The sequence below is a fragment of the Marinimicrobium sp. genome, from assembly GCF_002695945.1.
Lineage (GTDB): Bacteria > Pseudomonadota > Gammaproteobacteria > Pseudomonadales > Cellvibrionaceae > Marinimicrobium > Marinimicrobium koreense.
The window spans coordinates 34,826-59,807 of sequence record NZ_NZQP01000055.1; the positions used below are offsets into that span (position 1 = coordinate 34,826).

Genomic DNA, 24,982 nt, shown 5'->3' on the forward strand with positions numbered 1-24,982 from the left:
TCTTTGGCATCCATGCCATCGCGGCATTAGTGAATCCATTCACGTCAAGGGTTTACGGCGGGTCTCCAAAGGCTATACCCCTCAACAGACCGGACCTCCATAGAACCACCCACAATCATCAGCGTTCTTTTTCGGGAGGTGGAGCGACGCGCATGACTTCTTCTACGGTGGTCAGGCCGGCGGCGACCTTCTGGGCGCCGGATAAGCGAAGCGTGCGCATCCCCTCGCGCATCGCCTGCTTGCGCAACTCCCCCAGACTCGTCTCAGTCCCGATCCGATCCTTCACCGACTCCGACAACAGCAGAATCTCATACAACCCCTGACGCCCCAGATACCCCGTATTGCGACACTCAAGACAACCTACCGGCCGATAAATCCGCTGCGGCACCGACACCTTCCAGGGCGTCACCAACTGCTGCCAGTCCTCCGAACTGATCTCCCCCTCCTCCTTACAGTGCGGACACAACGTGCGTACCAGACGCTGCGCCATCACTCCCAAGAGAGTCGCATTGATCAGATAGGGCGGAATGCCCAGGTCCAGAAGACGTGCCACCGTCGCCGGCGCATCATTGGTATGCACCGTGGACAACACCAGATGTCCAGTCAAGGCCGCCTGCACGGCCATCTGCGCCGTCTCCAGATCACGGATCTCCCCGACCATGATGATGTCCGGGTCCTGACGCATGAGGGTGCGAATGCCCGCCGCGAAATCCAGCCCGATCTTGTGATGCACCTGGGTCTGATTGAAATGCTCCTCCACCATCTCAATCGGGTCCTCGATGGTGCTGACATTCACCTCCTCCGTGGCAATCTGGCGCAGCGAGGANTANAGCGTGGTGGTTTTCCCCGACCCCGTGGGGCCNGTCACCAGNACAATCCCGTTGGGNCGCTCNAGCATGCCCCGCCAGCGTTCGTAATCTTCGCCCACCAGNCCCAGNTCGGCAAAGCTGCGCAGCAGCACNTCCGGGTCGAAAATCCGCAGNACCAGCTTTTCGCCAAAGGCGGTNGGCANNGTGGACANGCGCAGCTCNACTTCNCTGTCATCGCTGCGNCGGGTCTTGATCCGNCCNTCCTGGGGCTTGCGCTTCTCGGCGATGTTCATCCGGGCCAGCACCTTGAACCGGCTGGTGACCGCGTTGGCGACATTNGCGGGCANNTCGTACACCGGNTGGAGCACCCCGTCGATGCGAAACCGCACCCGNCCCACTTCCCGGCGCGGCTCGATATGAATGTCACTNGCGCGNTGGTCGTAGGCGTACTGCAGCAGCCAGTCGACGATTTTCACCACATGCTGNTCGTTGGCCTCCGGGTCNTCGCTGAAGCTGCCCAGGTCCACCAACTGNTCGAAGTTACCCGCACCGCTGGCGCCGGGGCCGCCGCTGGCCCGNTTCACCGAGCGGGCCAGGGTGTAGAACTCCACCAGATGCCGGTCAATATCCGCCGGGTTGGCGAACACCCGTTTGACGNTGCGCCGCGCCACNTGCTCCANCTGGGGCTCCCAGCCGGTNATAAAGGGCTGGGTGCANGCCACNACCACNGTTTCCTGGGTCACNTCCACGCAGAGGATGCCNTGGCGCTTGGCGAAGGCNTAGGACATNACATCCGTCACCTTGGGCACGTCGATNTTGAGCGGGTCNATGTGATAGACCGGCAGCTCGGCCTTNTCCGCCAGCCAGGCNGTCAGGGTATCGCCATCGAGNACCTTGCCCGGGCGGGCCAGATCCTCCAGCCCCTGGGAGGCAATATAGGCCAGGGGGTGCATCATTGCCTGCTCGCGGGTCCGNACGGCACCCAGCAAGCGATTGGCGTCTTCCTGCCCCAGGCGATCATCCTTGACCAGATCATCCACCAGGCGGCGTAAATCGAGGCTATGCTGTGCAGTAGCAACTGAGGCCATAAGGCGCATTCCCGTTCTTTAATCAATGCGCCCGATTGTAGCCTGTCTGATCCGCGGACAACACCAAGGAAAGGCGCTTCGCCCCGNACGAACCATACACGGCAGGGGTATGACCAGGGATTCTGTCATAAAAATGTCAAATTCAAGGGTGACCTGCCGGGCATAAGTTTTTATACTGCCCGCACTTTCGCAAGGGGGAACTACCGCTATGGCTATCAACAACCCTTTCTCGAACCTGTTTGGGCGCTCTCCGATCAAGCCCATGCAGGAGCANATGGCCGTGGCCATCCGCGCCACNGGNGAGCTGCAGCGCTTCTTTGAGTGCGTGATCGCCGACGATTGGGAGCAGGTCGAAGCCGTTCAGCAGCGTATTGTCGAGCTGGAGCGCGAGGCCGATGCCCTGAAGAAGCAGCTCCGCCTGCACCTGCCCAAGAGCCTTTTCCTGCCCGTCCCGCGCACCGATCTGCTGGAACTGCTGAGCATGCAGGACCGCATCGCCAACCGCGCCAAAGACATTGCCGGCATCATGCTCGGCCGCAAGATGACCATTCCCGCCACCATGCAGGACATGACCCTGGAGTATGTGGGCGCCGCGGTGAAAGCCGCCGAGCAGGCGCTGGTGGCCATCAACGAGCTGGATGAACTGCTGGAAACCGGCTTCAGCGGTCGGGAACTGGGCATTGTGGAAAAGATGATTCAGGAGCTGGATGCCCTGGAACGCAAGACCGACCAACTGGAAGTGGAAATGCGCGCCACCCTGTACAGCCTGGAGGCCGACCTTCCGCCGGTGGACGTGATGTTTCTGTATAAGGTGATCGACTGGATCGGTGACCTCGCCAATCGCGCTCAGGATGTCGGTGGCCGTCTCGAACTGCTGCTCGCGCGTTAATTCAATCCTGCAAATGACTATTGGGGTAACCACATGACCGTGATCGCAGAATACGGCCAGACGCTGCTCATCCTCGCCTGCATCTTTGGCGTCTTTATGGCCTGGGGCGTTGGCGCCAACGACGTCGCCAATGCCATGGGCACCTCGGTGGGCTCTCGNGCCCTGACCATCAAACAGGCCATTCTGGTGGCCATGGTGTTCGAATTCCTCGGCGCCTACCTCGCCGGCGGCGAGGTGACCTCCACCATCCGCAAAGGCATTGTCGACCCCGTCATCATGGCGGAAAACCCGGACCTTCTGGTCTTCGGGATGCTATCCGCCCTTCTGGCNGCCGGCACCTGGCTGTTGATCGCCAGTATTCTCGGCTGGCCGGTATCCACCACCCACTCCATCGTCGGCGCCATTGTCGGTTTCGCCGCCGTGGGCATTTCCATGGAAGCNGTGGCCTGGAACAAGGTGGGCACCATTGTGGCGAGCTGGGTGGTATCNCCCCTGCTGGCGGGTACCATNTCCTTCTGGCTGTTCCGCTCGGTACAGAAGCTGATCCTCAATACCGAAGACCCCTTCAGCAACGCCAAGCGCTATATTCCACTNTACATGTTCGCCGTAGGCTTCCTGATCGCCATGGTNACCCTGGTGAAAGGCCTCAAGCATGTGCTGAGTGATTCGGCTTTTCAGCCCAGTTTCTTCCAGAGCATGGGAGTATCCGCCGTNATCGGCGTCCTGGTCGCGCTGCTCGGCATGCGCATGATGCGNGGCATCAAGAGAGACAACGAGGCCGACTCGGTCAACCGCTTCACCAGCGTTGAACGGGTATTCGGCATNCTGATGATTTTTACCGCCTGTGCCATGGCCTTCGCCCACGGCTCCAACGATGTGGCNAACGCNGTGGGGCCGCTGGCGGCCGTGGTCAGCGTGGTGCAGACCCAGGCGGTCAGCGCACAGGCGGTGGTACCCGCCTGGGTCCTGCTGATCGGTGCGGCAGGCATCGTCGTGGGCCTGGCGACCTACGGCTGGAAGGTGATTGCTACCATTGGCAAGAAAATCACCGAACTGACCCCGAGCCGCGGTTTTGCCGCCGAACTGGGCGCCGCCGGCACGGTGGTTCTGGCCTCCGGCACTGGCCTGCCGGTATCCACCACGCACACCCTGGTGGGTGCAGTATTGGGTGTTGGCCTGGCACGGGGCATCGGCGCTCTGAATCTGCGGGTGATCGGCACCATTTTCATGTCATGGGTTATCACTCTGCCGGCCGGGGCCGGGTTGGCCATTCTGTTTTTCTTCTTCTTTAAAGGTGTGTTTGGGTAATCTCGCCCAGGGGTTTGTAACGGCGGATGCGCTTCGCTTATCCGCCCTACGCCGATATCCAAGCCCGGCGCCACGACACTCATGCCACGCACCAAATGTCGGGTTACGCCTTCGGCTAACCCGACCTACCCGGGTTTGTTGGCGTGCCCTACCGATGATTTCCGTCCTGTATTACACTGCCGATACATTCTCTGAATCCGGCCGTGTATGACTTTCGATCTCAAACTGTATTCTGACCAGCTGGCCCAGTTGGTCGCCCAACCGTCGGTGAGCTGCTCCGACCCCCAATGGGATATGGGCAACCGCAAGGTGCTCGACCTGCTGGCCGACTGGCTCGAGGCTCGCGGCTTCCAGTGCGAGCTTCTGGCAGTGCCGGGCAAGAGCGGCAAGCACAACCTGATTGCCACCAAGGGCTCCGGCGCCGGTGGGCTGGTTCTGTCTGGCCACAGCGATACCGTACCCTACGATCAGAACCGCTGGCAGAGCGACCCCTTTTCGCTCACGGAAAGAGACGGCAAGCTCTACGGTCTGGGCGCCACCGACATGAAAGGTTTTTTCCCGGCGGTGCTCGCGGCCATCGATGCGGTTGCTGATCAACCTCTGGCGCAACCCTTGATCGTCATCGCTACGGCCGATGAAGAGAGCAGCATGAGCGGCGCCCGGGCGCTGGTGGAGCTGGGGCGCCCCAAGGCGCGCTACGCGGTGATTGGGGAACCGACCGAGCTGCGCCCGGTGCGCATGCACAAGGGCATCATGATGGAGTCGATTCGGGTGCGCGGCGCCAGCGGGCACTCCTCGAACCCGGCGCTGGGCAAGAACGCTCTGGAAACCATGCACGGGGTCATCTCCGAGCTGCTCACATACCGGAGTGAACTGCAGACCCGCTACCGCAATCCCGGCTTTCAGGTGGATGTGCCCACCATGAACCTCGGCTGCATCCATGGCGGCGACAACCCCAACCGGATTTGCGCCGAGTGCGAATTGCATTTCGACCTGCGGGCGCTGCCCGGCATGGACAACGACGAGCTGCGCGCGGCCATTGGCCGGCGCCTGCGCCCCATTGCCGAGCGCTCGGGTACCGACATTGTGTTATCGGAACTGTTTGCTGGCGTGGAGCCCTTCGAGCAGGACGAGCACTCCGCCCTGGTAAAGGCCTGTGAGCGTCTCACGGGCCACTCCAGTGAGGCGGTGGCCTTCGCCACAGAGGCCCCGTTTCTGCAATCCTTGGGCATGGAGACGCTGGTGCTCGGGCCCGGCTCGATCAACCAGGCCCATCAACCCGACGAGTTTATCGACATTCAACAACTGGCACCGGCGGTGGACATTCTCAGCGGGCTGATTGATCGCTTCTGCATCCAGCCCGACACGGCGGCGTCCGAAGTCCCTGTGTCTGACAAAAGGAACTAACGCTTTGACCGGTTCAACCCAAGACTACGTCAAATGGTTCAGGCACTCCTCGCCCTACATCAATGCACACCGGGGTAAAACCTTTGTATTGATGTTGCCCGGCGAAGCCCTGGTGCACCCCAACTACGGCAACATCATCTACGACATCGCCCTGCTCAGCAGCCTGGGAGTACGACTGGTGGTAGTGCACGGTGCGCGACCGCAGATTGATGCCCGACTGGCCGAGTCCGGCATCGAGAGCCAGTTTCACCGCAACCTGCGAGTCACCGACGCCGCCAACCTGGAACAGGTCACCCAAGCCATTGGCCAGGCCCGCATTCAGATGGAGGCGGCCCTGTCCACCGGGGTGCCCAACTCCCCCATGCACGGCGCACGCATGCAGGTGATCAGCGGCAACTTTGTGGTGGCCATGCCCCACGGCGTGCTCGACGGCGTCGATCTGCAGCACACCGGCAAGGTCCGCCGGATCAACACCCGCTCACTCAATACCGTACTCGACTCCGGCGCCATCGCCCTGCTCTCGCCGCTGGGCTATTCCACCACCGGTGAAGCCTTCAACCTCTCCTTCACCGATGTCGCCACTCAAGTGGCCTCGGCGTTGAAAGCGGACAAGCTGTTGGCGTTTATAGAAGCCGAGGGTGTCAGCGATGCCAGCGGCGAACTGGTCAGGCAGTTGGCTGTGCAGGAGTGCCGGGACTTTCTGGAACAACAGGGCGAACAGATCAGCGGGGATATCCGTCAGGCACTCTCGGCCTGTTACCTGGCCTGCCTGCAGGGCGTGCCCCGCGCCCAACTGTTCAGTTACGCCGCCGACGGCGCCATGCTCAGCGAGCTGTTCACCCGGGACGGTATGGGCACCATGGTGCACTCGGACAGTTACGAACAACTACGCCGGGCCACCATCGATGATGTGGGCGGGATTCTGGAGCTGATCGCGCCGCTGGAGAATGAGGGCATTCTGGTGCGCCGCTCCCGGGAGTTGTTGGAGACGGAGATCGACCGGTTCCATGTGCTGGAAAAGGACGGCACCATCATCGCCTGTGCGGCCATGTATCCCTTTGAGGAGAGTGCGGAACTGGCCTGTGTGGTCACCCATCCGGAGTACCGCAAGGGCGGCCGGGCGTCGACGCTGCTCACTCAGATGGAGAAAATGGCGCGGCGTCAGGGCATCAAGCAATTGTTTCTGCTGACCACCCAGACGGCTCATTGGTTTATCGAGCAGGGGTTTGTTCAGGCGCAGATTGATGACCTCCCTGTTGCGCGGCGTCGGTTGTATAACTATCAGCGGAATTCGAAGATTTTTATCAAAAACCTATAGGACAGGTTGAGAAACCGTTAGAGCTTCGTATCGAAACGCTGCGGTTGGGTATACTGTTGTGAGACACGCCGTGAACCCATCCGTGGGGGCTCATCACCCGCCGGCCCCCTTCGCGCTCCCCGCGCTTCGGGGCACTTCCCACATCCATGTGGGGCGTCCAGAGGCGGGTGACGGTCTCACAACAGTATACCCAACCTCCGCCGTGCCAACGTACAGTTCCGGGAACTAGTACCTACTCAGAGAGTAGGTCGGATTAGCGTAAGCGTAATCCGACAAATTCGTGGTCTTGGGGATCTGTCGGATTACGGCCTAGCCAACGACGGCGGATGCGCTTTAGCTTATCCGCCCTACGCGCACTACAGTGCCTGAAATGTGCCACTGAGGTTCGGTGTAGGGTGCACTGTTCCCGGACCGTGGAGCGGGGGACCCGCGATGCGAGCCTACATGGATGTATTCACGGCGTGTCCGGGAACAGTGCACCCTACACCGGACCGGACGCGACACCACCCACAGGGTTTTCTGCTATTATTGACGCCTTTTTTATTACGTCAGACGAAGAGTAGAACCATGCCCGTTTATCGCTCCAAGACCACCACCGCTGGCCGGAATATGGCTGGTGCTCGCGCCCTGTGGCGTGCCACCGGGATGAAAGACGAAGACTTTCATAAACCCATTATCGCCGTCGCCAACTCCTTTACCCAATTTGTGCCCGGCCATGTTCATCTCAAGGACATGGGCCAACTGGTCGCAAGGGAAATCGAAAAAGCCGGTGGTGTGGCCAAAGAGTTCAACACCATTGCGGTCGACGACGGCATCGCCATGGGCCATGACGGCATGCTCTACAGTCTGCCCTCGCGAGACATCATCGCCGACTCCGTCGAGTACATGGTCAATGCCCACTGTGCCGACGCCCTGGTGTGCATCTCCAACTGCGACAAAATCACCCCCGGAATGCTGATGGCCGCGATGCGCCTGAACATCCCTGTGATTTTTGTATCCGGCGGTCCTATGGAAGCGGGCAAAACCAAACTCGCAGATCACAACCTGGATTTGATTGATGCCATGGTCATTGCCGCCGACGACTCGGTGGACGACGAAACCGTGGCCGAGTACGAGCGCTCCGCCTGCCCGACCTGCGGTTCCTGCTCCGGGATGTTCACCGCCAACTCCATGAACTGCCTGACCGAGGCACTGGGTCTGTCACTGCCCGGTAACGGCACTCTATTGGCAACCCACGCCGACCGGGAGGAGCTGTTTCTTGAGGCCGCCCGACGTATCGTGGACATCACCAAGCGCTACTATGAGGAAGACGACGAGCGGGTGCTGCCACGCTCAATCGCCAACTTCAAAGCCTTTGAGAACGCCATGGCCCTGGATATTGCCATGGGCGGTTCCACCAATACCATTCTGCACCTGCTGGCGGCCGCGCAGGAAGGCGAAGTCGATTTCACCATGTTCGATATCGACCGCCTGTCTCGCGAGATTCCTCAGCTGTGCAAAGTCGCACCCAACACTCAGCTCTATCACATTGAAGACGTGCACCGCGCCGGTGGGGTCATGAGTATTCTGGCCGAACTCAACCGGGCCGGTCTGCTCCATGCCAACCTGCCCACCGTTCACAGCAACACCTTCCAGGAGGCGCTGGATCACTGGGATATTACGACGACCACCTCCGATGAGGTACGCACCTTTTACAAGGCCGGTCCGGCGGGTATCCCGACCCAACAGGCGTTCAGTCAGGCCACTCGCTGGCCCAGCCTCGATGACGACCGCGCCAACGGCTGTATCCGCTCACTGGAGCACGCCTTTACCCGCGAAGGGGGCCTGGCAGTCCTGAAGGGCAATATCGCCCTGGACGGCTGTGTGGTGAAAACCTCGGGTGTCGATGAGAGCTGCTGGGTGTTTGAAGGGCCGGCGCGTGTTGTGGAAAGCCAGGACGAGGCGGTCGATGCGATTCTCAGTGGGAAAGTCATAGCCGGCGAAGTGGTAATTGTTCGTTATGAAGGGCCTCGCGGTGGTCCCGGTATGCAGGAAATGCTGTATCCCACCAGCTACCTGAAATCCAAGGGGCTGGGTAAGGATTGCGCACTGCTGACCGACGGCCGTTTCTCCGGCGGGACTTCTGGCCTGTCGATCGGACACGTATCGCCGGAAGCGGCGGCGGGTGGCGCCATTGGTCTGGTAGAGGACGGCGACACCATTCTGATCGATATTCCCAACCGCAAGATCGAGGTGCGCCTGAGTGACGAACAACTGCAGGCGCGCCGCGACGCCATGAATGCGCGGGGCGAGCAGGCGTGGAAACCCCAAGAAGCCCGTCCGCGCAAAGTCAGCACCGCCCTGAAAGCCTACGCCATGCTGGCGACCAGTGCCGACAAAGGGGCCGTCAGGGATCTGAGTAAACTCGACTGAGTCCACCTTGCGAGCACTTGGCAGGGACGCCTCGCGCGCTGCATTCAATTTTGCCCGATACAAAAAAACCGGCTCTAGGCCGGTTTTTTTGTGCGTTGAGAGCAGAGGCTTAAGCGCCTGGCAATACCAGACCGTCTTCCTCTTCCCACTTACGCTTGCGCTCCTGATAACGCTCTTCTTCTTTACGAGCCTTCTCTTCGCGCGCTTTCTCTTTCTCGGCGAAACTGATCCACTGCTTGGCCGCTTCTTCGCTGCGCTTGTCTTTGGCCGCTTCCTTCAGAGTCTCAATCGCATCGTCATACTGCTCCAGATTGACATAGGCAGTGCCCATGCGCAGATACACCTGGTCAGCACGTTCAACCCCTTTATCCAACGCTTCACGAGCTGCGTCGATAGAGTCTTCGTAGCGATCGTTCAACATGTAGATAGCGGACAAGCGCGCGAACAGATCGCCCTCGTCAGACTTCTCGGCCGCCTTTTCCATTTCAACCATGGATTTTTCAACTTCCTGAGCCATGCTCCAGGCATTGGCAAGAAGCTCCAGATTGCGGGAGGTCGGCTCGATGATCTCATCCTCGTAGATACCTTTTTCAAGGACCTTGGCGGCCTTGTAAGGGATATCCCGATCGAGATACATGGAAGCCATGGATACCAGGATGTTTTCCTTGTCCAGGCCGTCGAGCAGATACACCACTTCCAGGGAGTGCAGACGATTGTCGAACTCTTCCAGCAGGCTGTACATGTCAGACAGCTGGCGCCAGGTCGACACCTTCGGGTAGTCCCGAACCATCTTCTTCAGCACATTCAGCGTGTTTCTGTAATCTTCTTTTTCGAAGTACAACAGACGCTGCATCGCATACCAGTTTTCTTCGGGAACCTCGCCATCCTGCTCGGCCATCTCAACCGCTTCGTTGACATGAACCAGCGCACGATCCGCATCACCCATCTGGTAGAACANCAGAGAGAACACGTAGTACTGGTCGGCGTCGATACTGGTGACCATGTTGGTCCAGTTTTCGAAGGCGTCCAGTGCTGCATCAAAGTNCTCTTCCTGCATGTGCAGCTTGCCCAGAACCTGCCATGTGGAAGTTTCCAGACCCGATGGAATCTGCGGAGAACGAGCTACAACCTTTTCGAACGCATCAATGGTGCGATCCATGTTATCCATCTGGAAATGGACATTGGCAACGAAGTTGTAGATCTGAGCCTGCTCATAGGCGTTGTATTCGCCGATGTTGCGTTCCATTTCCTGCAACAGACGCAACGCTTCGTTCAGGTCCGGCTCACGACCGGAATCTTCTTCCGGATCAATGAANCTCTGAACCTCAGAGAGCTCTTCGTTCAACCGCTGNCTGATACCGGGAATCCGGCGGGTTTCCGGCGGCGTGCTGGACGGCCTGATGAGCTCCTGGGCCATAACACTGCCCTGAAGCCAACCACTGGCCTCCGGTGCCACCTCATTCACAACCACAGTNGAGACGGCAGGAGCGGTGATCAGCGCCGCCGCCAACAGGCTGCGATTCAGCGTACCGGCAAAAAATGCTTGTAGTTTATTCACTGTCATAACCCCCANCCTACTCGTCCGCNAGTTCAAAGACGAAACGATAGCTAACACCGGCCACTTCCACCGGCTCNCCGTCTACAGTCCGCGGACGGAACTTGAAACGCTCTGCAGCGCGAATCGCCGAACGGTTGAAGATACTGGTCTCGCGACCTTCGGTATCCACNGCATCCACCACCACTACGTCACGAGTTGAACCGTTNGTCGTCACGGTAAAGCTTACCGTCACAAAACCCTCGATTCCGCGCTGAGCCGCGCGACGTGGATACTCGGGCGCCACNGCCACGATAGGCATATATTCGCCGTCACCGGAGAAGTTGCCACCCGTGCCCATGTTCATGTCGAGCCCCATACTNGGCGCNGCCATGTTCAGAGCACTCGCATCAACATCCGGAGAGTCAAACTCGGGCTCCGGAATATCCGGCGGAGGNTCATTGGGATCCTCCGGCTTCTGTGGCTTAGCCGCCTCGTACTGCGTTTCAATCTCCGTATCCGGCATATGGATGTCGGCGATTTTACGGTCTTCCGGCTTTTCGTCCTGACCAAGGTCGGAGTTGATCAAGGACTGCATCAAAAACAGCAGGGCCACCGTCACGACGACCGACAACCCCCCCGCGATACCTACTCTTGCAAAATTCATAGCAGCCTAGTTCTCTTCAGTGGAGACAGCGACGTTGGTAATACCCAGCTCGCGTGCGGATTCTGTAATGGCNATAACAAACTCCATATCNGCACCCTGGTCCGCCTGGATAACCACTGTCCCATTCGGGTTTTCGGCCTGCAAACGCTCAATTTGAGCCCGGACACCACGNTTGTCCACCTGCTGNTTGTCGATCCAGATTTCGTTATTTGCGTNAACGGCAATCAGAATCGCAGCCTCTTCCTTCGGATCCGCGGTGGTCGCTTCAGGACGATTGACTTCAATCCCCGTCTCTTTAATGAATGTAGCAGTCACGATGAAGAAGATCAGCATGATGAACACCACATCGAGCATGGGCGTCAAGTCAATGGCCTGAGCTTCTTCTTCGGCTTTCTGATTGTTCCTGCTCATGGGATATCTCTTAAATACCGGGTTTAAACTGGGTGCTCGCCTTAGTGATCCATCGTCAGGTGATCGGCAAACAGGTGATTTTCGCGATCGGCAATCCGCTCAAGGTAAGTGTTGGCAAACAGGCCGGAAAGGGCCGCCACCATACCTGCCATGGTCGGAATTGTTGCCCGCGATACGCCGCCGGCCATCTGTTTGGCGTCGCCGCCGCCCGTCATCGCCAGAACGTTAAACACCTCGATCATACCGGTCACGGTACCGAGCAGACCCAACAGAGGGCACAGACTTACCATGGTGGCAATCATGTCCATGTTGGTGTTGATCTTCTCGGAGATCCGGGAAATCATCGCCTCACGAATTTGGTGGGCATTCCACGATTTCCGCTCACTACGGCTTTCCCACTGATCCAGTGCCGCCTGGACATCGCTTTTCAGACCACCTTTGAAGTACCAGACCCTCTCAAANATGAGGGTCCACATCAGGAAGGTTAGGATGGCGATGAGCACAAGCACACCGCCCCCTTGATCCAAAAAGGCTTTAATGGCTGCAAACGCTTCCATTATTGCCGTCATGGTCTATCTCCTACTTATTGCGCTCGGAGTTCTCGGCAACGATGCCGGTAGTCTGCTCATCCAGAATGTGGATGATACGCTTGGCGCGACCGTTAACAATGGTGTGCAGCAATACTGTCGGAATTGCCACNACCAGACCCAGAACGGTGGTNATCAGAGCGGAGGAGATACCGCCTGCCATGTTCTTNGGATCGCCGGCACCAAAGATGGTGATCGCCTGGAAGGTCAGAATCATACCGACCACNGTACCCAACAGACCCATCAGCGGCGCAACGGCAGCGATGATCTTCAGCAGGGCCAGACCACTTTCNATCTTCGGACGCTCTTTCAGAACGGCTTCTTCAAGCTTCAGTTCCAGAGTCTCGGGATCAACCCCTTTGTTGTCCTCAGCCACCTGCAGCACACGACCCAGCGGGTTGTTGGCGCTCGGGGTGCTGGACTTCAGCTGAGAGGTCACTTTGGCACTGACCGCACTCAGGACGATGATCCGCCAGATACCCAGCAGGAAGCCGAAGATACCCACGGCGGTGATGACGTAGCCTACGCCGCCGCCCTGATGCCAGCGCTCACCCCAGGTGGGGCTGTCGATCAGCGCGGTCAGCAGAGAACCGCCGGTCNGGCCAGTCGGGTCGATACCCACACGAACGAGGCCAGAATCGGCCGCTTGCAGGTTGGCAGCCGCGTCCTGAATGTTGCCGGCAGGCTGACGAGCCAGCTCTTCCATTTTGGCACCATCCGGAATAAAGGCCAGGTACTTGCCTTCGGACACCAGGTTGTAGGAACCGATACGNACNACTTCCTGNTNCANCTTGTCGCCNTTNGGNTTGATCACTTCGCCATTAAACGTGACGATGCGACCNCTTTCGACCATCTGACGCTGCACTTCGTACCACAGGCGCTCGATTTCCTCGATGCTGGGCAGACGAGTGTTGCTGTTCATCTTGTCGATCAGGCCATTCAGGAACTCACCCCGGTTCGGGTATTGAGCACTGATGATTGAAGTCTGAATGTTAGAACGCAAGTCACCTGCAGTTGAGGTCAGGTGACCGAACAACTCACGCAGAGAACCCAGACGCTCATTCAACTGGTTGCGCTTGGCATCCACTTCGAGCTCTTGCTCGTCGTAGCGGGCTTCCAGGGTTTCAGAGCGGTTTTCTTCTTGAGCCCGGGTATTGCGAGCCTGTTCCAGCAACTGCTGCTGCTGGCCGCGCTCCTGACGGAACTCAGCTTCGCGCTGACGGTGCTCCTGGGATTCGTTGACACGTGACTCACGCACCATCTCCAGCAGCTCGTCGAGCGAACCGGCCTGGTCATCGTCTTGGGCCAGAGCGACATTGGCGCTCAGCAGACCCGCGGTCAGGGCAACCAGAGAGCCCTTCAAAAACGTCATCTTCATTGTGCTGCCTCCGGAGCCTGAACGGGTAACATCATGATGTCCTGGCTTGCCTGGTCACGGGCAATGCGCAGACCCTTGAGAATGTGATTCCGGTAAGAATCATCGAGCGGAACCCAGGCTTCCTGTTCTTTATCCCAGGCGCCCTGCTGCTCGGTATCTGTGGTCTGATACATGAGGGAGATACGACCAACGCGCAGAATGTTCACTTCGCGCTCCTGGCCATCCACTTCCAGCGAATCGCGGTAAGTATCGAGGAAGCGACCGTATTCAGATTCGATGCGATAGGCTTCCAGAACCTGGCGGAACTTTTCCGCCACGGAAATATCGGCGCGATCCTGATTGTCACGCAACATCTGCAAGCGGGCACGACGTTCGTCCAGGTGGAAAGGCATGTCCAGCTCTACGAACTGCTCCAGTGCGTCCAGCATGTTCATGACCAGCGGCTGAATCTGACGCTCGATCACGGTGACCTGCTCGATGGACTGATCCAGATCGCGCAGTACGCGCTGCTGGGCTTCGATTTGACGCTCCAGCTGGAGATTGTAGGTACGCAGACCTTCAATTTCCTTGTTTACCACCTTGAACTGCTGCAGCAGATCGTCGGTTTCCTGGGCCAGGCGGTCAATCCGCTGTTGAGATTCCTGGGCCATTGCGGTTTTGGCCTCACCGACCTGGAGAATCTGCTCCAGGGTTTCATCTGCCACGGCAACGCTACCCATTAGCGCGCCGGCAGAAAGCGCGGTGGTCAGAGCCACGGCTTTCAATCGCTGCTTTTTCATATTTCCCCCAACTCGGGTGCTTGCATCAGATGAGTTTGCGACAGGCAGCTGCCACACAACACGTTATCCACACAGTGCCTTCAAAAGGCTGGCAAAAACCTCTACGAGGCAGCCAAGAACGCAGCATTGTAATAAGAGGCTTACTTCACATTCAATGCTTTAAGGAAACCGTTTCCCAAGTGGGTAGATCGGTATCACTCAGGTAACAAATTGTCCCGCTGACTGTCTGATTAAAGTAACACCTGCTTAAAAATTGACCAATACTTTTGCGCTGTCATCAAACGGTAATACGATCGTACCGTTGAAAGACGTGCCCCACCGAAGCGTCATTCGCTCCGGGCTGCTCGTCGGTGAGGTGCCACTCTTCGCCACTGAGCGACGGAAAGTGGGCATCCCCTTCCACCTCCAGGTCGATCCGGGTCAGATAAACCCGATCGGCCAGAGGTAAACTCTGGCGGTAAATCTCTTCACCGCCCATAACCATGATTTCCTCAGCGTCCGGCTGCTCCCGGCGGGCCAAGGCTATCGCGGCCTCGATACTGGTCACCCAGCGCAGGCTCGGATCCCGCGCCTCTCGAGACTGCCGGCTCACCACAATGTTGAGTCTTCCGGGCAGCGGGCGCCCGATGGACTCATGGGTCTTGCGTCCCATGATGACCGGTTTGCCCAGAGTAACCGACTTGAAATACTTCAGGTCGCCGGGCAGATGCCAGGGCAGCTCATTGTTCCGGCCAATGACTCCATTGCGGGCGGCCGCCACTATTAAGGCCACAGTCATACGTCGAGGTTCCCCTTTTCTGTGACGAACTTCACACCGCAATCGGTGCCTTGATTCTCGGATGGGGGTCGTACCCCTCGAACTGGAAATCTTCCAACTGGTAATCAAACACCGATTCCGGTCGGCGCCCGATCACCAGCTTTGGCAACGGCCGGGGTTCGCGGCGCAGTTGCTCGTAGACAATATCGTCGGTCAGGTGATTGTGGTACAGGTGACAATCACCGAAGGTGTGCACAAAGTCCCCCACCCCCAGGTCACACTGCTGAGCAATCATGTGGGTCAGTAGCGCATAGCTGGCAATATTGAAAGGCACCCCCAGGAACAGGTCGGCGCTGCGCTGGTAGAGCTGACAGGACAACTTCCCGTCCGCCACGTAAAACTGGAACAGGGTATGGCAGGCCGCCAGAGCCATCCGCCCCTGCTCGGCGTTCTTCTGGGGGCTCAGGGACTCATCCGGCAGGTCCGCCGGATTCCAGGCACTGACAATCAGGCGCCGGGAGTTGGGGTTGGTGCGAATCTGCTCGATCACCTCGCCGATCTGATCGATGGTGCGACCATCGGGGCAGGCCCAACTGCGCCACTGCTTGCCGTAGACCGGACCCAGATCTCCCTCCGCCGTGGCCCATTCGTTCCAGATTTTACAGCCACGCTCTTGCAGCCAGGTGACATCCGTGCGCCCCTGCAGAAACCACAAGAGCTCGACAATCACACTTTTCAAGTGCACGGTTTTGGTGGTGACCAACGGAAAACCGTCAGACAGATCAAACCGAAGCTGCCGCCCGAATACCGACCGGGTGCCGGTTCCCGTCCGGTCCCCACGATCCAGACCGTTGTCGATGACATCGCGCATCAGCGCCAAATACTGTTGCATGTTGAATTACCTGATCCCCAAAACGTTCGAACTCAGCGTCCCGACTGCCGGCGCTTGACCTGTTGCTGCCAGCTCCACACCAGTACTCCGATACCAAGAATGAGCATCGGCAAGGAGAGCAATTGCCCCCGGGTAACCCAGCCAAACAGGTCAAAACTGATGTGCTGATCCGGTTCGCGGAAAAATTCGGCAAAAATTCGGAAACAGGCGTAGAGCACCAAAAACAGCCCCGCCACCGTGCCCCTGGGGCGAGGTTTGGATGAATACCAGTACAGCACAGTAAAGAGTACCAACCCTTCCAGGGTTGCCTGATAAAGCTGCGAGGGATGCCGTGCAATGCCCTCGGGGTCTTTGGGAAATACCATGGCCCAGGGCACATCGGCCGCGCGCCCCCACAGCTCCTGACCAATAAAGTTACCCAGGCGCCCCAGCCCGAGACCAATAGGGACGAGTGGCGCGACAAAATCCGTCAGTGCCAGGAATGACACTTTGCTCCGCCAGGCGAACAGGGCGAGCGCCACGATGACCCCGAGCAGCCCACCGTGGAAGGACATTCCCCCTTCCCAGACCCGAAACAACCAGATCGGGTCGCTCAGCCAATAATTGAAATGGTAGAAGAAGACATAGCCAAAGCGCCCCCCCAAAATCACCCCGAAAGCCACATAAGTCGTGAGGTTTTCCACCTGGGAGCGCTGGACCACCGTATGCGGAAAACCAGCCCGGCGCAGAGCCAGAAGCCAGGCGCCGGCAAAGCCGAGCAGGTACATCAGACCATACCAGTGAATATCCAACGGACCATAGGACTGGCCGGCAAACTCAAACGGGCCAATACTCACGGCCACCGGGTCAATTTCGGGGTATTTCATAAGCCTTGCTTATCGCAGTCAGTGAACGGTGGGACAAATCAGTGCGGGGGAATACTACCACTGTTGGATGACGAACACAGTGCCTTCGCCCGACCGGCACTCAATCGGTGGAGCTGGCGGGGCGAATCAGGCGCGTTGCGCCGAGATCACGCAGGGTGTCGTCGACGCGCTGGCGGATCTGATCGGCGTCCGGCAAGGTCATCACCTCAGAAAGCAACGCTCGCGCCTGCTCCAGGCTGATACTGCGAATCACCGACTTGACCTTGGGCAGGTTGGTGGCGTTCATCGACAGCACGTCATAGCCCATGGCCATCAGCAGAATGGCCGCCCCCGGGTCACCGGCCAACTCACCACAGATCCCCACGCTGACGCCCTCGGCGTGACCGTCGTCGACCACGCTGCGCAGCGCCCGCAGCACCGCCGGATGGTAAGCCTGATAGACATCGGCGACCCGGGCGTTATTTCGGTCCACCGCCAGCAGGTATTGGGTCAGGTCGTTGCTACCCACCGACAGGAAGTCCACCCGGGCCGAGAGCTCTCGGGCCTGATAGACCGCCGAGGGCACTTCGATCATTACCCCGAGCGGCGGCAGCTTGACCGAGTGGCCCTCTTCCAGCAATTCATTGAAGGCCCGATAGATCAGTACCTTGGCCGCCTCCAGCTCGGGCACGCTGGTAATCATCGGCAGCAGAATCCGCAGGTTATCCAGGCCTTCACTGGCCTTGATCATGGCGCGAATCTGGGCCAGAAAAATCTCCGGATGGTCCAGAGTGACGCGGATGCCGCGCCAGCCCAGGAAGGGGTTTGCCTCTTCGATGGGGAAGTAGGGCAACGCCTTGTCCCCGCCGATATCCAGGGTCCGCATGGTCACGGTGTGAGGCGCGAACGCCGAGAGCTGCTCCTGATAAATGGAGCGCTGTTCCTCCTCACTGGGAAAGCGATCGCGCAGCAGAAAAGGGACTTCAGTGCGGTACAAGCCGACCCCTTCGGCGCCGCGCTCCAGGGAGCGGACCACATCGGTCATCAGACCGGTGTTCACCCATAGCGGCAGCCGGTAGTGATCGGTGGTTTCACAGGGCAGGTCCTTGAGCGCTTCCAGGCCCTTGACCAGCTCCTGCTCTTCGAGATAAATCGCCTTGTAGTGCTTGCGCAGCTCCGGGCCCGGATCGGTGTACACCGTGCCCTTGTAGCCGTCGACGATCAGGGTCCGCCCATCCACCTGAGTGTAGGGCAGGTCCACGGCCGCCATCACCGTGGGGATATCCATGGCCCGGGCGAGAATGGCCACGTGGGAGTTGCTCGAGCCCTGCACCGACACCAGGCCGGCCAGCTTGTCCTTGGGAATTTCGCCGAGCATGGAGGCGGTCAGCTCTTCTCCCACCAGAATGGTCTGATCGGGATAAATGCGGCACTTCTGGTTGGACTCCTGCAGGTAAGCGAGTACTCGCCGACCCAGATCTCTCAGGTCCGTCGCCCGCTCCCGGAGGTAGGCGTCATTCATGCTGCTGAAGGTGCGTTCGTGCTCCAGAATCACATCGGCCCAGGCCGATGGCGCGGCAGTCCCCTGGCGAATCCGTTCCGTGACTTCTTTCCCCAGCGACGCATCATTTAGCATCGCCAGGTAGGCATCAAAGAGCGCCTGCTCCTCCCGGTTCAGCCGGGTTTTGAGCTGCTCGCCCAGACCTTTGATATCTTCCCGCACCGCCTGCAGGCACTTCTGGAAAAAGGCGAGNTCCGCCTCCACATNGGTGCAGGTTTTATANGGNACCGAGCGCAGATCGGCCGGCGGNGTNATCACCACCGCCTCGCCCATGGCAATCCCGGAGGCNCCGGACACNCCGGCAAATTTGGCTTGCGCCGCCTTTTCGCCAATGGCCACCATCACNCCGGTCGCNTCGGCGTGGGCGATCACCCCCGCCAATTGGGCNGACATGGTGACNAGNAANGCTTCATCGCCCTCATCGAACCGGCGCCGCTCCACCTGCTGGACCACCAGCACCCCCAGCACTTTACGGTGGTGGATAATGGGAACGCCGAGGAACGAGCTGAAGCGCTCCTCACCGGTTTCGGGGAAGTATTGGTAACTGGGGTGGGTTTCAGCCTGCTCGAGGTTGATGGGNTCTTCCCGGGTNACGACCCGGCCNACCAGACCTTCACCGTCTTTCAGNCGCACCCGACCGACCGCNTCGGCNTTGAGNCCCTCGGTCGCCATCAGTACNTAGTCGCCCTCGGGGCCGCGCAGATACACCGAGCANACCTCGGTTTTCATGGCGGTCTTGACCCGGGAGACGATGATCGCCAGCGCGGTCTTCAGGTCCCGCGCCGCGTTAACCTCCTGGACGATGGAACGCAGGGAGTTCAGCATGTGCGACTCGCCGGTGCACGGGCCGGATCAAACCAGGCGGCCTCGAGTTGGCTGTGGTAGGGAGAGAGCTCCTTGAGCGCTCGGCGGTAGACCTCGCGCTTGAAGGCAACCACTTTCGCCAGCGGATACCAGTAGCTGACCCANCTCCAGTCATCGAACTCGGCNCGNCCGCCNTTTTCNAGGCAGATCCGGCTCTCGGGAGATTTCANNCGCAACAGAAACCACTTCTGTTTCTGACCCAGGCANAGCGGCTGGGAATTGTGNCGNACCAGCCGNCTGGGCANNCGNTAGCGNAGCCAGCCCCGGGTGCAGGCNAGCATNTCCACATCCGCCCGGGTCAGCCCTATCTCTTCCTGCAGCTCCCGGTACAGCGCCTGCTCCGGGGACTCNCCTTCATGAATACCACCCTGCGGGAACTGCCAGGCATCCTGCCCCCCAACGCGCCGCGCCCAGAGCANCTNGCCCTGGTCATTGGTCAATACAATACCCACATTGGGGCGAAAACCTTCGGCGTCTATCACGGGACTCAGCCAATCCTTATTTCAGTCGTTATAAAAGTACTCCGGCCTATTGTTCCATAAAGTCATTGCGCTCAGCAATTGGCGCAGTTGAGCCCGGCCTGAGGAGCCGCTATGCTNAGCGGCTTTGGCCAAGCAACNGCAGGTACCCCGTGAGTCTCGCAATCTTTGACCTGGACAACACCCTGATCGCCGGTGACAGCGACCACCGCTGGGGCGAATTCCTGATCCACAAGGCGCTGGTCGATCCCGGGGAGTACAAATCCCGCAACGACGACTTCTACCGCGCCTATCAGGACGGCAGCCTGGACATTCACGAGTACCTNGGGTTCTCCCTNGCGCCCTTTGCCTCCCTGAGCGACCAGCAGGTGGCCGAGCTGCAGCGCGAATTNCTGTCCGAGTGGATCGAGCCNTTGATGCTGGACAAGGCNCAGGCGCTGATTCAGNGCCACCGAGACCAAGGGCATCAACTGCTGATCATCACCGCCACCAATGATGTGGTCACCACCCCAATCGCACAGCGCCTGGGCANTCCCCATTTGCTGGCCAGTGAGGCCGAGCGCGGCCCCGACGGCTACACCGGGCGCCCGACCGGCACGCCCTGCTTCCAGGGCGGCAAGGTCACCCGTCTNAAGGAGTGGCTGAAAGAACACCCCCACGCTCTGGAACACGCCCACTTCTATAGCGATTCGGCCAACGACCTGCCACTGCTGGAGTCGGTGGGTTACCCGACCGCCGTTGACCCGGACCCGCGCCTGNCCGAGGCCGCGCAGGCACGTCAATGGCCGATCATCAGCCTGAGGGACTGACCATGCGGTTCCCCCACCCNCTCCCGTTGCTCACCGCCCTGCTGTTGATCGGCTGCGACCCGGGTCCGGAGTCCCCTGGCCCCACTCCCGATGAATCGCCCNGCGAGACACAGAGCATNGCCGCCCCCGACCCNGCNCTGGCNGACAGCACCCTGGCGGCNTGGCNGCAGGGNGAGCAGTGGCTCAGNGNGGCGCGCACGGCCTGTGCTGNAATGCANGAGCGNCTCGACGCTTTNCTGGCTCAGCCGGNGNAGGNCNGCCTNGNGGCCACCCGTGAGGCCTGGCATCAGTGNCACNCNCGCTGGCACCATCTCGAGCCGCTNCTGACTCTGGGTGANAGCAGTCCCGGCCTGTTTGGNGACCTNNGGGAANTCGCCTTTCAGGTGGANGCNCACCCCATCNANCCCGGGTANCTGGATGGCCTGGAGAACTATCCCTACAGCGGCATCGTCAACGACATTACCCTCTCCATNAACGCNCAGACCCTGCNCGANCAGCACGGTCTGACCGATGAGGCCGACGTGGCTCTGGGCCTGCACGCGCTGGAATTCCTGCTCTGGGATGAGCAGGGCGACCGACCGGTGAGTGACTTCGAGCCCCGCACCTCCGCCGGGGACGACCCGATGAACGCCGAACGGACCGTCGATCAACTGCCCAACAACCGCCGCCNCGCCCTGGTGCGTCTGATCAGCCAGTTACTGCAGGACGACCTGGCACTGCTCGAGCAACACTGGCAATCCACCAGCGGGCGACTTCCCGCCACCTACCGACAGCTCAGCCCCTCCAGCCGACTGCCCCTGTTGCGCGACGCGCTCCGGTCACTGCTGCGGGAGCGCCTGCCCCGGGAGCTGGCGCAACTCGAAGAACCTGAACTGGCCCACAACGCCTTTGCGGGACAATCCCTGAGTGTGGTGATCAGCGCCCTTGCCGGCACCGACCAGTTGCTGAACGCCGGAGATCCAGCGGTCGTGCAGTGGTTGGTCCCCGAGCCGACGCGCACTGACTGGCAGCCCCAATGGCAGACACTGAGCCGGAATCTGAATGAAGCGGACGAGATTGATCCCCAGGGCTTGAGCGAGCAACTTCGGTCGCTTGGACAGGCGCTGAGCACACCGACGCCGGAATTTGCACCGGCGCCGTAAACCCGACAACCCGGACCTCACGGAAAGGAGGGACCTGATGACCAGACGCCACTGGCTGCTGAGTCTGTCACTGCTGTTTTCGCTGCTCGCATCGCCCGCCTGGGGCAATGACCCGCACGCGCCCCACTCCCTGAACATCACCCCGGGGCAGGACACCTACGACCTGACCGGCAAGGCGCTAATCCTCAAGCAACCCAAGGAGGGCAACCTCACGCCCTCAGACCTGTTGGCCGATACGACCAGAGCCTGGCAACCCCTGTCATCCTCTGCCCCCAACTTCAGCTTCAGCGACCGTGCCTACTGGCTCCGGCTGGATATCACCAATACCGACACCCGCCCTCGGCGGCTGATCCTGGATATTGCCCAACCTCTGCAGGATTACATTGACGCCTGGTGGATGATCGACGACGGTACTGTCCGCGAATGGCACACCGGCGACCGCCGGCCGCTGAGTGACCGCCCCTTCCGCTACCGGGCTTTTGCGCTTTCATTACCGCTGACGCCCGATCAGAGCGGAACCCTGCTGATTCGCTTCAGCAGTCACGACGGCCTCTACGATGCACTGCCGCTGACCCTCAGCAGCGACGCGGCGTTTTTCAAACGCAATGATGCCGAGTCCCTCGGATTCGGCTTTTATTACGGCGCCATCACCATCCTGCTGCTCTACAACCTGATCGTCGGCCTGGTCACCCGCGAGCGGAACTTTGTGCTCTACAGCGTCTACCTGTTCTTCTTCCTCAGCTGGAATCTGGCATTTCGCGGCTACCTGGGCATCAGTCTGCTGGCCGACTACCCCACCCTCAACAATATGGCGGTCGCGGTACTGTCCTGTGGGTTGTTTTTCTCCCTGGTGGCGTTCACCCAGGGCTTCCTCAACCTCAGACAGACACTCCCACTCACCGGCCGATTGCTCTGGGGGCTCAGCGCCCTTTTGCTGATCCCCACAGGGCTGGCGGTGATGGATGTCTACGCAACCACTTTTGCGGTGCTAATTCCTATCGCCGTTGTGATTCTTCTGGTTGTGCTGTACGCCGGAGCCCGCGCGTCGCTGCGAGGATCGGTCTCCGCCCGTATCTTTCTGCTCGCCTGGACGCTGCTGATCGGCGCAGTGTTTGCCTACTACGCTCGGGTATTCGGTTTGTTGCCCTCAAGCTGGTTATTGGAGAATGCCCTCAACCTCGGCTCACTGATCGAAATTCTCGTGCTATCACTGGCTTTGGCCTACCGCATTAACGAACTCAAACAGAAAGATCTGGTCAGCCAACAACAGCTGATCGAGCAGAAAGAACAGTTGAATGCCGAGCTGCAACAGCGGGTGGAAACCAAAACCCGCGAGCTGCAGAATCTGGCGGACAAACTGGAGCGGGAGTCGATAACCGATGCCCTGACCGGCCTGCTCAACCGACGCACCTTTTACCCCAAATTGGAAAGTGAACTGCGCCGACTGCAACGTGAGCCCACCCAGACTCTCTGTCTGACGCTACTGGACCTGGATCACTTCAAGGCACTGAACGACCACTACGGACACCCCGCCGGGGACCGGGTGCTGGAAAACGTAAGCGACCTGCTGCAGCTGCACTGGAAACGCTCAGGGGATGCGGTGTTTCGCGTGGGGGGAGAGGAGTTTGCGATACTGTTTTATACGCGCAATCTGCACACCGTCTCAGAGCGGCTGGAGGCCTTCCGCCAGGCGCTCAAAACCATTCCCTTGCCGATCTCGCCGCCGCCGGCTGACGGTGTCCCGACGCAGTTGACTGCCTCACTGGGTGTCGGGCTGGTCAGCGCCCTCTACAGCCTGAGCCCGGATGAGCTGTACGCGATGGCCGACCGGGCGCTCTACTCGGGCAAGGACCGCGGGCGGGACTGCATTCATTACTGCTCTGCCACCGATCGCACTCCCCGGCCCAGATTGGAACACCTCTGAGGTCAGTCTCCCTCCACGGCCCAGAACGCCGGAACATGAAAGGCGATCGCCGCTTCCGCCTCGGCCAGACCGCACACGGCGGGCTCCGGCACCTCCCCTCCGGCCATGACCTGGAGCACCGAGTGCACCCCGTGCGAGAGCGACTCCAGGTTATAGCCGCCCTCCAGGACCATGACCAACCGCCCCTGGCAGTGTTCATCCGCCAGAGCCTGCAGGACTCCGGTCATGGCGGCAAAGCCTTCGTACGACACGTTCAGCGCGAGATCATACCCGTGGGCATCAAACCCCGCCGACACCAGAATGAGGTCCGGCTTGAAACTGGCCACCGCCGGGGCGAGCAGTTCGCGCAGAATTTTCAGGTAGACCCGATCTCCGGTCCCTGCCGGAACCGGCACGTTAACGGTAGCCCCTTCCCCCAACCCGGCACCGACCTCTTCGAGCGCCCCCGAGCCCGGATAAAAAGGGGCGGCCCGATGAATATCAAAAAACAACACATCCGGGTCGGCATAAAAAATGTCCTGAGTGCCATTACCATGGTGGGCATCCCAATCCAGAATCAACACCCGCTCACAGCCCAGCGCCGACTGGGCATGAGCCGCCGCCACAGCGACATTATTGAACAGACAAAACCCCCTTGCCCGCACCGGCTCTGCGTGATGACCTGGTGGGCGGATCAACGCAAAAGCCCGCTCGGCCTCACCGTTAAACACCGCCTCCACTGCCGCGATGGCCGTACCCGCCGCCACCTCGGCCGCTTCAACACTGCCCGGAGACACGGCCGTGGTATCCAGATCCAGCCAGGCACTCTTGCCCCGCAGGGCATAGATGTCCTGCAGGTAGGCACTGGTATGTACCCGCGACAACTCTTCGGGGGTGGCCGCACGGCCACCGGTCAGGCGGACGCCCTCGATCGGCGCGCGCGCCAACAGGTCAAGAATGGCCGTCACCCTCCCCGGATGTTCGGGGTAGCGCCACTGTACATTCAACCCGGAGAGCACCTGTCGTACCCGCTTGTCCAGTCGGCCGGGTAAAAACGCCGCGTTGGTATCCGGCTCATGGGCCAATACCCGTTCGTCGTAGCAAACCAACACCTCCTTCACGCCGGTCATTCCTGTCCCCTTT

At 59.9% G+C, this 24,982-nt stretch carries 20 protein-coding genes and 1 pseudogene; 8 read left to right on the forward strand and 13 right to left on the reverse strand.

The features are described 5' to 3' along the window. Window positions 1-118 precede the first annotated feature (118 nt). A complete protein-coding gene (gene tfpB, locus CMG77_RS12045) occupies window positions 119-1,897 on the reverse strand; it encodes a type IV pilus assembly ATPase TfpB (RefSeq protein ID WP_286904630.1) in 1,779 nt (592 codons plus the stop codon). A 208-nt stretch (window positions 1,898-2,105) separates the two neighbouring features. Here tfpB and CMG77_RS12050 point away from each other — a divergent pair, with 208 nt between their 5' ends. The 5 genes from CMG77_RS12050 (at window position 2,106) to ilvD (ending at window position 9,231) form a co-directional block, all read left to right on the forward strand. Beyond that, complete coding sequence (locus tag CMG77_RS12050; RefSeq protein ID WP_286904632.1) at window positions 2,106-2,786, forward strand: TIGR00153 family protein; 681 nt, start codon at window positions 2,106-2,108, stop codon at window positions 2,784-2,786. A 33-nt stretch (window positions 2,787-2,819) separates the two neighbouring features. After that, window positions 2,820-4,094: an inorganic phosphate transporter gene (locus CMG77_RS12055; protein WP_286904634.1), complete on the forward strand. Its 1,275-nt coding sequence runs from the start codon at window positions 2,820-2,822 to the stop codon at window positions 4,092-4,094. A gap of 207 nt (window positions 4,095-4,301) precedes the next feature. Continuing rightward, window positions 4,302-5,501, forward strand: coding sequence for an acetylornithine deacetylase (gene argE / locus CMG77_RS12060; protein WP_286807476.1), 1,200 nt, complete (start codon window positions 4,302-4,304; stop codon window positions 5,499-5,501). 4 nt (window positions 5,502-5,505) lie between these two features. Continuing rightward, entirely contained in the window at window positions 5,506-6,819 is a 1,314-nt protein-coding gene (gene argA / locus CMG77_RS12065; RefSeq protein WP_123638383.1) for an amino-acid N-acetyltransferase, read from the forward strand. A gap of 567 nt (window positions 6,820-7,386) precedes the next feature. Then, entirely contained in the window at window positions 7,387-9,231 is a 1,845-nt protein-coding gene (gene ilvD / locus CMG77_RS12070; RefSeq protein ID WP_286804461.1) for a dihydroxy-acid dehydratase, read from the forward strand. A 109-nt stretch (window positions 9,232-9,340) separates the two neighbouring features. Here ilvD and CMG77_RS12075 read toward each other — a convergent pair whose 3' ends face one another. From CMG77_RS12075 to CMG77_RS12125, 11 genes are all read right to left on the reverse strand, one after another. Further along, entirely contained in the window at window positions 9,341-10,795 is a 1,455-nt protein-coding gene (locus tag CMG77_RS12075) for a tetratricopeptide repeat protein (protein WP_502691889.1), read from the reverse strand. A gap of 10 nt (window positions 10,796-10,805) precedes the next feature. Beyond that, a complete protein-coding gene (locus CMG77_RS12080) occupies window positions 10,806-11,432 on the reverse strand; it encodes an energy transducer TonB (RefSeq protein WP_286904637.1) in 627 nt (208 codons plus the stop codon). A 6-nt stretch (window positions 11,433-11,438) separates the two neighbouring features. Beyond that, the gene (locus CMG77_RS12085) at window positions 11,439-11,843 is read right to left on the reverse strand and encodes an ExbD/TolR family protein (protein ID WP_286904639.1); all 405 of its coding nucleotides are present in this window, start codon (window positions 11,841-11,843) and stop codon (window positions 11,439-11,441) included. Window positions 11,844-11,884: 41 nt separating this feature from the next. Next, window positions 11,885-12,412: a MotA/TolQ/ExbB proton channel family protein gene (locus tag CMG77_RS12090; protein ID WP_286904641.1), complete on the reverse strand. Its 528-nt coding sequence runs from the start codon at window positions 12,410-12,412 to the stop codon at window positions 11,885-11,887. 10 nt (window positions 12,413-12,422) lie between these two features. Then, a complete protein-coding gene (locus tag CMG77_RS12095) occupies window positions 12,423-13,808 on the reverse strand; it encodes a MotA/TolQ/ExbB proton channel family protein (protein WP_286904642.1) in 1,386 nt (461 codons plus the stop codon). Then, a complete protein-coding gene (locus CMG77_RS12100; RefSeq protein WP_123638389.1) occupies window positions 13,805-14,587 on the reverse strand; it encodes a DUF3450 domain-containing protein in 783 nt (260 codons plus the stop codon). Before CMG77_RS12100 ends, CMG77_RS12095 begins: the two co-directional genes overlap by 4 nt. A gap of 277 nt (window positions 14,588-14,864) precedes the next feature. Further along, window positions 14,865-15,365 carry a type 3 dihydrofolate reductase gene (gene folA, locus CMG77_RS12105; protein ID WP_286804460.1) on the reverse strand — a complete coding sequence of 167 codons (501 nt, stop codon included), beginning with the start codon at window positions 15,363-15,365 and terminating at the stop codon, window positions 14,865-14,867. A gap of 31 nt (window positions 15,366-15,396) precedes the next feature. Next, a complete protein-coding gene (locus tag CMG77_RS12110; RefSeq protein ID WP_123638391.1) occupies window positions 15,397-16,236 on the reverse strand; it encodes a thymidylate synthase in 840 nt (279 codons plus the stop codon). Between the two features lie 32 nt (window positions 16,237-16,268). After that, window positions 16,269-17,102, reverse strand: coding sequence for a prolipoprotein diacylglyceryl transferase (gene lgt, locus CMG77_RS12115; RefSeq protein WP_286804459.1), 834 nt, complete (start codon window positions 17,100-17,102; stop codon window positions 16,269-16,271). 100 nt (window positions 17,103-17,202) lie between these two features. Further along, window positions 17,203-19,467, reverse strand: a complete 2,265-nt coding sequence (gene ptsP, locus CMG77_RS12120; protein WP_286904645.1) for a phosphoenolpyruvate--protein phosphotransferase — start codon at window positions 19,465-19,467, stop codon at window positions 17,203-17,205. Beyond that, on the reverse strand, window positions 19,461-19,988 hold the full coding sequence (locus CMG77_RS12125; RefSeq protein WP_286904647.1) for an RNA pyrophosphohydrolase: 528 nt from the start codon (window positions 19,986-19,988) through the stop codon (window positions 19,461-19,463). Before CMG77_RS12125 ends, ptsP begins: the two co-directional genes overlap by 7 nt. Before the next feature lie 149 nt (window positions 19,989-20,137). Here CMG77_RS12125 and CMG77_RS12130 point away from each other — a divergent pair, with 149 nt between their 5' ends. The 3 genes and pseudogenes from CMG77_RS12130 to CMG77_RS12140 all read left to right on the forward strand — a co-directional run bounded on the left by CMG77_RS12130 (window position 20,138) and on the right by CMG77_RS12140 (window position 23,860). After that, on the forward strand, window positions 20,138-20,794 hold the full coding sequence (locus tag CMG77_RS12130; RefSeq protein WP_286904649.1) for a histidinol-phosphatase: 657 nt from the start codon (window positions 20,138-20,140) through the stop codon (window positions 20,792-20,794). Window positions 20,795-21,006: 212 nt separating this feature from the next. Next, window positions 21,007-21,936, forward strand: a pseudogene (locus tag CMG77_RS12135) (imelysin family protein). 37 nt (window positions 21,937-21,973) lie between these two features. After that, the gene (locus CMG77_RS12140; RefSeq protein ID WP_286875954.1) at window positions 21,974-23,860 is read left to right on the forward strand and encodes a sensor domain-containing diguanylate cyclase; all 1,887 of its coding nucleotides are present in this window, start codon (window positions 21,974-21,976) and stop codon (window positions 23,858-23,860) included. 2 nt (window positions 23,861-23,862) lie between these two features. Here CMG77_RS12140 and CMG77_RS12145 read toward each other — a convergent pair whose 3' ends face one another. Beyond that, entirely contained in the window at window positions 23,863-24,969 is a 1,107-nt protein-coding gene (locus CMG77_RS12145; RefSeq protein WP_286806781.1) for a histone deacetylase family protein, read from the reverse strand. Window positions 24,970-24,982: the final 13 nt, after the last annotated feature.